Source organism: uncultured Pseudoflavonifractor sp., assembly GCF_944387275.1.
Classification (GTDB): Bacteria; Bacillota; Clostridia; order Oscillospirales; family Oscillospiraceae; genus Pseudoflavonifractor; species Pseudoflavonifractor intestinihominis.
In genome coordinates, this window is record NZ_CALXEG010000067.1 from 1 (window position 1) to 8,641 (window position 8,641).

General features: G+C 66.9%; 7 protein-coding genes. All 7 read left to right on the forward strand.

Going from position 1 to position 8,641, the window contains the following annotated elements; genetic code table 11:
* Positions 1–879, forward strand: an 879-nt coding sequence (miaB, locus tag Q0K23_RS12390) for a tRNA (N6-isopentenyl adenosine(37)-C2)-methylthiotransferase MiaB (RefSeq protein ID WP_294522822.1), incomplete at its 5' end; no start/stop codon positions are given.
* A 91-nt stretch (positions 880–970) separates the two neighbouring features.
* Complete coding sequence (mutS, locus tag Q0K23_RS12395) at positions 971–3,580, forward strand: DNA mismatch repair protein MutS (protein ID WP_294522826.1); 2,610 nt, start codon at positions 971–973, stop codon at positions 3,578–3,580.
* A 267-nt stretch (positions 3,581–3,847) separates the two neighbouring features.
* A complete protein-coding gene (locus Q0K23_RS12400) occupies positions 3,848–4,558 on the forward strand; it encodes a CPBP family intramembrane glutamic endopeptidase (RefSeq protein ID WP_294522829.1) in 711 nt (236 codons plus the stop codon).
* A gap of 17 nt (positions 4,559–4,575) precedes the next feature.
* Positions 4,576–6,639, forward strand: coding sequence for a DNA mismatch repair endonuclease MutL (gene mutL / locus Q0K23_RS12405; protein ID WP_294522831.1), 2,064 nt, complete (start codon positions 4,576–4,578; stop codon positions 6,637–6,639).
* Positions 6,640–6,652: 13 nt separating this feature from the next.
* Positions 6,653–6,910 (forward strand): hypothetical protein, encoded by a 258-nt coding sequence (locus Q0K23_RS12410; protein ID WP_294522834.1) that lies wholly within the window; start codon positions 6,653–6,655, stop codon positions 6,908–6,910.
* 25 nt (positions 6,911–6,935) lie between these two features.
* Complete coding sequence (miaA, locus tag Q0K23_RS12415) at positions 6,936–7,871, forward strand: tRNA (adenosine(37)-N6)-dimethylallyltransferase MiaA (RefSeq protein ID WP_294522837.1); 936 nt, start codon at positions 6,936–6,938, stop codon at positions 7,869–7,871.
* A 48-nt stretch (positions 7,872–7,919) separates the two neighbouring features.
* Positions 7,920–8,153: an RNA chaperone Hfq gene (gene hfq, locus Q0K23_RS12420; protein WP_006571875.1), complete on the forward strand. Its 234-nt coding sequence runs from the start codon at positions 7,920–7,922 to the stop codon at positions 8,151–8,153.
* Positions 8,154–8,641: the final 488 nt, after the last annotated feature.

Below are 8,641 nucleotides of genomic sequence, written 5' to 3' on the forward strand. Positions count from 1 at the left end.
AAGGCCTGGGTGTCCATCATGTACGGGTGCAACAACTTCTGCTCCTACTGCATCGTGCCCTACGTCCGGGGCCGGGAGCGCAGCCGTGACCCGGAGGTCATCCTCGCCGAGGTAGAGGAGCTGGCAAAGGCCGGTTACAAGGACATCACCCTGCTGGGCCAGAACGTCAACTCCTACGGCAAGGACCTGCCCGAGCCCATGGACTTCGCCGACCTGCTGCGGAAGGTGAACGCCGTCCCCGGCGACTTCCTCATCCGCTTCATGACCAGCCACCCCAAGGACGCCACCGAGAAGCTCTTCGACGCCATGGCTCAGTGCGAGAAGGTGGCTCCCGTCATCCACCTGCCCGTCCAGGCGGGCAACAACCGGGTCCTCAAGGCCATGAACCGGGTCTACACCCGTGAAATCTACCTGGAGAAGGTGCGCCAGCTCCGCGCGCGCATCCCCGACATCGTCCTCACCAGCGACATCATCGTGGGCTTCCCCGGCGAGACCACCGAGGAGTTTGAGGACACCATGTCCCTGCTGCGGGAGGTGGAGTACGACGCCCTGTTCACCTTCATCTACTCCCCCCGGGAGGGCACCCCCGCCGCCAAGATGCCCGACCCCATGAGCAAGGAGGAGAAGTCGGCCAACTTCCAGCGGCTGGTGGACCTGCAGAACGAGATCTCCCTGAAAAAGCACCAGGCCTACGTGGGCAGGACGGTCCGCTGCCTGGTGGACGGCCGCAGCGACGACCCCCGCAACAACCTGACCGCCCGCACCGCCGGCGGCCGGCTGGTCCACTTCACCGGGGACGAGAAGCTCATCGGCACCTACCAGAATCTGACCATCACCGGCTGCTCCACCTGGGCCCTGTTCGGGGAGCTGGCGGAGTAAAAAGCCGGGGAACACCGTTATAATTTCCCACTCGACACAGCGGCTGCGCCGCTGTGTCGAAACTCGCAGAGAGAAAAGGAGCGCGTACCAAATGCCCGCTGAGATCACCCCCATGATGCGCCAGTACATTGAGATGAAGGAGCGCCACCCGGACTGCCTGCTCTTCTTCCGGCTGGGCGATTTCTACGAGATGTTCAACGAGGACGCCAAGGTGGCATCCAAGGAGCTGGAGCTGACCCTCACCTCCCGGGACCGGAGCAAGCCCGCCGACGAGCGCACCCCCATGTGCGGCGTGCCCTACCACAGCGCCGACGCCTATATTGCCCGGCTCATCGCCAAGGGGTACAAGGTGGCCATCTGCGAGCAGATGGAGGACCCGGCCACCGCCAAGGGCCTGGTGGACCGGGACATCATCCGCATCGTCACCCCGGGCACCCTGATGGACGCCTCCATGCTGGAGGAGGGCCGCAACAACTACATCTGCGCCGTGTACGCCGACTCTACCGGCGCGGCCCTGGCGGTGTGCGACCTGTCCACCGGCGAGTTCTCCGCCACCCCCTACACCGATTCCGCCCGGGACGAGCACCTGTTCAACGACCTGGGCGCCTACAAGCCCCGGGAGGCGGTGCTGTCCGACGGGGCCTTTGCCGACGCCGCCCTCACCGACTTCCTGACCAAAAAGCTGGAGTGCCGCTGTGAAAACGGCGGAGAGGCCCGGTTCCGGCCCGACATGGCCCGGGAGACCCTGTCCCGCACCATCGCCGACCTGCCGGGAGAGGGGGACGCCGTCCGGGACCTGGCCGTCCAGGCCGCCGGAGGGCTGCTGTCCTACCTCTACGAGACCCAGAAGACCGACCTGTCCCACATCGCAGCCCTCACCATCCACTCCTCCGCTTCCCGGCCCTCCATGGAGCTGGACCTGACCGCCCGGCGCACCCTGGAGCTGACCGAGACCATGCGGGGCAAGGAGAAGAAGGGCAGCCTGCTGTGGGTGCTGGACAAGACCAAGACCGCCATGGGCCACCGGCTCATCCGCACCTGGCTGGAGCAGCCCCTCCTGTCCCCCGTGGCCATCAACCGGCGGCTGGAGGCGGTGAAGGCCCTGGTGGACGACCCCATCGCCCGGGACGAGATCGTCCTGTGTCTGCGGGAGATCACCGACCTGGAGCGGCTCATCGGCCGCATCGTGTACGGCACCGCCGGCGGCCGGGACCTGGCCGCCCTGGCGGCGGGCCTGGGGCGCCTGCCCGACCTGCGGGCCCTGCTGGAGCCCTTCTCCGCCGGGCTGCTGCCCACCCTGCGCCAGGAGCTGGACGACCTGGCCGACCTGCGGGGGCTCATCACCTCCGCCATTGACGACGACCCGCCCTTCTCCGTCCGGGAGGGGGGCTTCATCCGGGCGGGCTACAACGCCGACGTGGACTACCTGCGCAATATCATGACCAACGGCAAGGGCATGGTGGCCGAGGTGGAGGCCCGGGAGAAGGAGAAGACCGGCATCAAGAGCCTGAAAGTGGGCTACAACAAGGTCTTCGGCTACTACATCGAGGTGTCCAAGTCCTACTACGACCAGGTGCCCGACACCTACATCCGCAAGCAGACCCTGGCCAACTGCGAGCGGTACATCACCCAGGAGCTCAAGGACATGGAGCACACCATCCTCTCCGCCCAGGACCGGGTGGTGGCCCTGGAGTACCAGCTCTTCTGCGACGTGCGGGAGAAGACGGCGGCCCGGGTCCAGGAGGTCCAGCGCTCCGCCCGGGCGGTGGCCGCCCTGGACGTCCTCGCCTCCTTCGCCTGCGTGGCGGCGGACAACCACTACTGTATGCCGGTGGTGGACCTGTCCGACAAGCTGGACATTGAGGAGGGCCGCCACCCGGTGGTGGAGAAGATGCTGAAAAACGCCCTCTTTGTCCCCAACGACACCCACATGGACGGCGGGGAGAACCTGGTGGCCATCATCACTGGCCCCAACATGGCGGGCAAGTCCACCTATATGCGCCAGGTGGCCCTCATCGCCCTCATGGCCCAGATGGGCTCCTTTGTGCCCGCCAAGTCGGCCCACATCGGCATTGTGGACCGGGTGTTCACCCGCATCGGCGCCAGCGACGACCTGTCCGCCGGACAGTCCACCTTCATGGTGGAGATGACCGAGGTGGCTGAGCTGCTCAAGAACGCCACCTCCAAGTCTCTGCTGATCCTGGACGAGATCGGCCGGGGCACCTCCACCTACGACGGTATGTCCATCGCCCGGGCGGTGCTGGAGTACTGCGCCGACAGGAAGCGGCTGGGGGCCAAGACCCTCTTTGCCACCCACTACCACGAGATCACCTGCCTGGAGGGACAGATCCCCGGCGTGAAGAACTACAACATCGCCGCCAAGAAGCGCAAGGGCGACGTGATCTTCCTGCGGAAGATCGTCCGTGGCGGCGCCGACCAGAGCTACGGCGTGGAAGTGGCCAAGCTGGCGGGCGTGCCCGAGCGGGTCATCACCCGGGCCCGGGAGATCCTGGAGGAGCTGGAGAACGGCCAGGGCCCCTGCGCCGTCCCCGCCGCCGCGCCCAAGGCGGACGACGGCCAGATCTCTCTGGCCGACATGGGGGGCGGCCAGGTGCTGGACCGCCTGCGCATGGTGGACATCAACACCCTCACCCCCATCGAGGCCATGAACCTGATCTACGAGCTCAAGCAGAAGCTGTAAAAACAGTCGAAAAAACGGTAAAGCCGCTTTTTCGAGCAGGATGCAGCCCGCCGCGCGCATAATCTGCCCGCCATTGGCAGGCAGATTCCACACTTGCGGGCTGAGAAGTGTTTTCTCCGACGCGCATGTCGCCGGAGAAAACAGATTTCACTTTATTCGCGCCTGCGGGCGCGAACTCTGCGAGGCGCCTTTGAGAAGATGGAGCCGCCGCAGGGGAAAGGCTTTGGTACCACTCGTTTATCAAACCACGGAGAGGAGGGACACACTGTGACACAGCGCGCCTGGCGGCCCCAGATGACCGCTTCCGAGCGGAAACGGGGCTGGGTGTTCTTTGCCCTGTACCTCCTTGTGTTCCCCTACCTGAACGCCTGGGCCCAGCGGGCGCTGCTGGGGGACGCGGAGGTCCCGGCGGCGGAGGCCAACGTGGTGTACTACGCCCTCCTCTTTGCCCTGGCCCTGCTGGTGTTCTGGTCCTTCCTGCGCCACGGCTTCTCCCTGCTGGTGGACTGGCTGCCGGAGAACGCCTTTGCCTTTGTCACCGGCCTGGTGGGGGCGCTGGCCCTGGGCTTTCTGGCCGGGCTGCTGCCCCTGCCGGTGGAAAACCCCATCCCCATGCAGTACATGCAGGAGTACCTCCTCTCCCCCGCCGCCACCACTGTGCTGCTGGTGGTGCTCATGCCCCTGATCGAGGAGACCCTGTTCCGGGGGCTTCTGTTCGGCGCCCTGCGGCGGGAGAACCGGGTGCTGGCCTATGCGGTCACCGCCCTGGTGTACGCCCTGGCCTGCGTGTGGCGGTACGTGTTCCAGCCCACCGGCGCGGACCCGCGGTACCTGCTGCTGGCGGTGGAGTACCTGCCCATGTCCCTGGCCCTGTGCTGGTGCTACGACAACGGCGGCTCCATCTGGAGCGCCGTGGGGCTGCACATGGTCCTCAACGCCGCAGAGCTCATCACTGTGGTGCGGGGGGTATCGTCTTGATGGAAAAGGAGTTCCATATGCCACACATTCAACAGCTAGACCCCCATGTCGCCGACCTGATCGCCGCCGGCGAGGTGGTGGAGCGGCCCGCCAGCGTGGTGAAGGAGCTGGTGGAGAACGCCATTGACGCCGGGGCGGAGACCGTCACCGTGGAGATCCAGCGGGGGGGCATGTCCCTCATCCGGGTCACCGACAACGGCTGCGGCATTGCCGCCGATGAGGCGGAGACCGCCTTTCTCCGCCACGCCACCAGCAAGATCCGCACCGAGCACGACCTGGAGGCCATCGGCACCCTGGGCTTCCGGGGCGAGGCTCTGGCCGCCATCTCCGCCGTGTCCCGGGTGGACCTGCTCACCCGCACGGTGGAGGAGGACCTGGGGGCCGCCCTCAGCCTGGAGGGGGGCGTGACCGTCAGCCGGGAGGAGGCGGGCTGCCCCGTGGGCACCACCATGGTGGTGCGGGACCTGTTCTTCAACACCCCGGCCCGGCTCAAGTTCATGAAAAAGGACGCCGCCGAGGGGGCCGCCGTGTTCGCCATGGTCCAGCGGCTGGCCCTGGCCCACCCGGAGGTGTCCATCAAATTCCTGCGGGACGGCAAGCAGGAGCTGCTCACCCCCGGCGACGGCCAGCTCAAGAGCGCCGTCTACTCCGTCCTGGGCCGGGACCTGGCCCTGGGCCTCATCGAGGTGAAGGGCTCCGGGGAGGACATGACGGTCACCGGCTTCACCTCCCTGCCCGCCTGCTGCCGGGCCACCCGGGGCTACCAGCACTTCTTTGTCAACGGCCGGTACGTGAAGAGCCGCACCATGATGGCCGCCCTGGAGGAGGCCTACCAGAACCAGAAGATGGTGGGCAAATTCCCCGCCTGCGTGCTCCATCTCACCTGCCGCCTGAGCGGCGTGGACGTGAACGTCCACCCCACCAAGCAGGAGGTCAAGTTCGGCAGCGAGCGGCAGGTGTTTTCCGCCGTGTACTACGCCGTTCTCTCCGCCCTGGAGGGGGACAAGAGCCATGTCCAGGCCGAAGTGGGCCGCCCCGCCGGGCGGCTGGCCCCCTCCGCCGGACACGACACCGTCACCCCCAACCAGACCACCTTCCGCACCATGACGGCCCAGGAGTACCGCCGGAGCGCCGCCGGTGAGCGGGGCGGGCTGCCGCTTCATGACTTTGCCGCACCCAGGACGGCGCCTCCCTCCGCCCGGCGGAAGCCGGAGGAGCGGCCCACGGAGCACAGGCCCAATTTCCAGGTGCCCACGGTCCGGGAGATCCTCCAGCCCATGGCGCAGGCCCCGGCGGCCGAACCGCGGGAGCGGCCGGAGGCGGCCGCCGTGCCGGAGCGGGGGCCCGTCCCGGAGGCAAAGGCTGTCTCCCAGGCTCCGGCGAAGGCGCCGGAGGAAGAGCCCGCCCCCCAGGCGCCGGTGCAGGAGCCAGAGGCGAAGCCGGTTCCTCCGGCACAGGAGGCCGCTGCACCCGTCGCTGAGCCGGAGCCCGTCCCACCGCAGCCCCGGGAGGAGGAGATCCCCTGGCGGGTGGCGGGAGAGGTGCTCAACACCTATATCATTGTGGAGCAGGGGGACAAGATCCTGCTCATCGACAAGCACGCCGCCCACGAGCGGATGAACTTTGACCGGCTCAAGGCCCAGGGCTACAAGCCCATGGTGCAGAGCCTGCTGACCCCGGCGGTGTTCACCCCGCCTGCCGAGGAGGGGGCGGTGCTGCTCCAGAACCTGCCGCTGCTCTTACAGTTCGGCTTTGACGCCGAGGACTTCGGCGGCGGGGCCATTATCGTCCGGGCCGCGCCCAGTGATGTGGATGCGGAGGACGTGCCCGCCACCCTGGAGGAGATCGCCGCCAAGCTGCTGACCACCGGCCGGGCCAACCCGGACGCCGCCCGGGACGAGCTGATGCACACCATGGCCTGCAAGGCGGCCATCAAGGGGGGCCAGAAGAACGGCCCCCAGGAGCTGGAGAAGGTGGCGGGGGCGGTGATGCGCGGGGAGGTCAAGTACTGTCCCCACGGTCGCCCGGTGGCCATTGAGCTGACCCGCGGGCAGCTGGAGAAGCAGTTCAAGCGGGCGTGAGAGGAGCATGTGAATGGAAACGCTGACCACCCGGGAGGGGACGGGCTACGTCCTGCCTCCCGAACACTACGACGCGGGGGTGAAGCGCTTGGGCGCGCTGGAGCGCATGTGGGCCGGTCTGGAGGCCCGGCAGGCGGCCATCCCCGGGGAGCTGCAGGCCCTGCGGGCGGCAGGAAAGGAAAAAACTGTGACATTCCGGGAGCTGATGGCGGAAAAGCTGACCAACGCCGCCATTCTCTCCGCCCTGGAGCGGGCGGAGAGAATGGGCTGACCCGGGAGAGAAAGGAGCTGGGACCGTGGCCAAGCTGCTGGTCATCTGCGGCCCCACCGCCTCGGGCAAGACCGCCCTGGCGGTGGCTCTGGCCAAGGCCACAGGGGGCGAGGTGGTGAGCGCCGACTCCATGCAGATCTACCGCCGCATGGACATCGGCACCGCCAAGCCCACGGCGGAGGAGATGGACGGGGTGCCCCACCACATGCTGGACGTGGCCGACCCCGGCGAGGACTACTCGGTGGCCCGCTACGTGGAGGAGGCCACCGCCTGCGTGGAGGACATCCTCGCCCGGGGAAAGCTGCCCATTGTGGCGGGGGGCACCGGCATGTATATCGACAACCTGCTGGCCGGGCGGGAATTTGCCGCCTTCACCGGAGTGTGGCGGCAGAAGCTCCAGGACCGGGCGGAGCGGGAGGGCATCGAGGCCCTCTACCGGGAGCTGGAGCAGGTGGACCCCCAGCGGGCCGCCAGGCTCCACCTGGCAGACGAGAAGCGGATTATCCGGGCCCTGGAGGTGTGGCACGAGACGGGCGAGACCATTACGGACCACGACCGCCGTACCGCCGCCCTGCCGCCCCGGTATGAGGCGGTGCGCATCGGCCTGACCTTTGCCGACCGGGCGGACATGTGGGACCGCATCGACCGCCGGGTGGACCAGATGATGGCCGCCGGGCTGGTGGAGGAGGTGGAGGGACTGCTCTCCTCCGGCGTGCCGGAGCGCTGCACCGCCATGCAGGCCATCGGCTACAAGGAGATGGCCGCCGCCCTGCGGGAGGGCCGCCCGGTGGGCGAGGCCGCAGAGGAGATCAAGCTCCGCTCCCGGCAGTACGCCAAGCGGCAGCTGACCTGGTTCCGCCGGGAGCCGTCGGTGAGGTGGATCGCCTGGGAGAAAATACCAGATTTTTCAATGGCCCTTCAAAATTCGACGGCATATTTGGAAGAAACTGGATTACTATAAGGGCATTCCGTGGGCCTGTCCCACCAGAGAGAAAGGAATGTACTTAGTATGCAGAAGACAAACAACCTCCAGGACCTCTTCCTCACCCGCCTCAACCGCACCCGGGCCAATGTCACCTTCTTTTTGATGAACGGCTACCAGCTCCGGGGCCAGGTGGCCGGCTTTGACGCCTTTGTGGTGTTTCTCATCACCGACGGCAAACAGCAGATGATCTATAAACATGCAATCTCCACCATTACCCCTGAGCGGCCCGTGGATATGAGCCAGAGCGAAGGGGTCTGAGCAGGGCGCTCGGGCAGGAGGCCTTTCCCCAGGGCGAAGGCTTTGACGTGATGTTCTCCTTTGGCTTCCCTCTCGGGGGAAGCTGTCACGCAAAGCGTGACTGATGAGGGGGACTGCGGCAAGTCAACAGGGCGCCCCCTCATCCGCCCCAGTGTGCGCACTGGGGCACCTTCCCCCCAGGGGGAAGGCTTGGGTTGCCTCGACCGGAGGCTGAAGCACGGCGCAGAGACTGCGTGCGGCATTGAGAACGGTGATTGAATTGCAGCGGTTTACAAGTCTGGGGGTTGACCCTGCTCGGGCGATGCAGTCACGACACTGACCAGCCGAACCGGCATAGTAACTGCTCTCAAATACGGCGGCTTCTTGGACACTGCCGCCGCCGGATGTACTCCGAAAGGGGTCCGGGGAAACGGGGGCGTTTGGCCCTAACAGGGCCCTCCGCCCCTGTGTCCCCGGCGGCTTTTGGGTACTTTTCGCCGGAGAAAAGT

Coding starts and splice junctions, on each gene's coding strand:
- mutS (WP_294522826.1), top strand. CDS start 971: ATGCCCGCTGAGATCACCCCCATGATGCGCCAGTACATTGAGATGAAG.
- Q0K23_RS12410 (WP_294522834.1), top strand. CDS start 6,653: ATGGAAACGCTGACCACCCGGGAGGGGACGGGCTACGTCCTGCCTCCC.
- hfq (WP_006571875.1), top strand. CDS start 7,920: ATGCAGAAGACAAACAACCTCCAGGACCTCTTCCTCACCCGCCTCAAC.
- mutL (WP_294522831.1), top strand. CDS start 4,576: ATGCCACACATTCAACAGCTAGACCCCCATGTCGCCGACCTGATCGCC.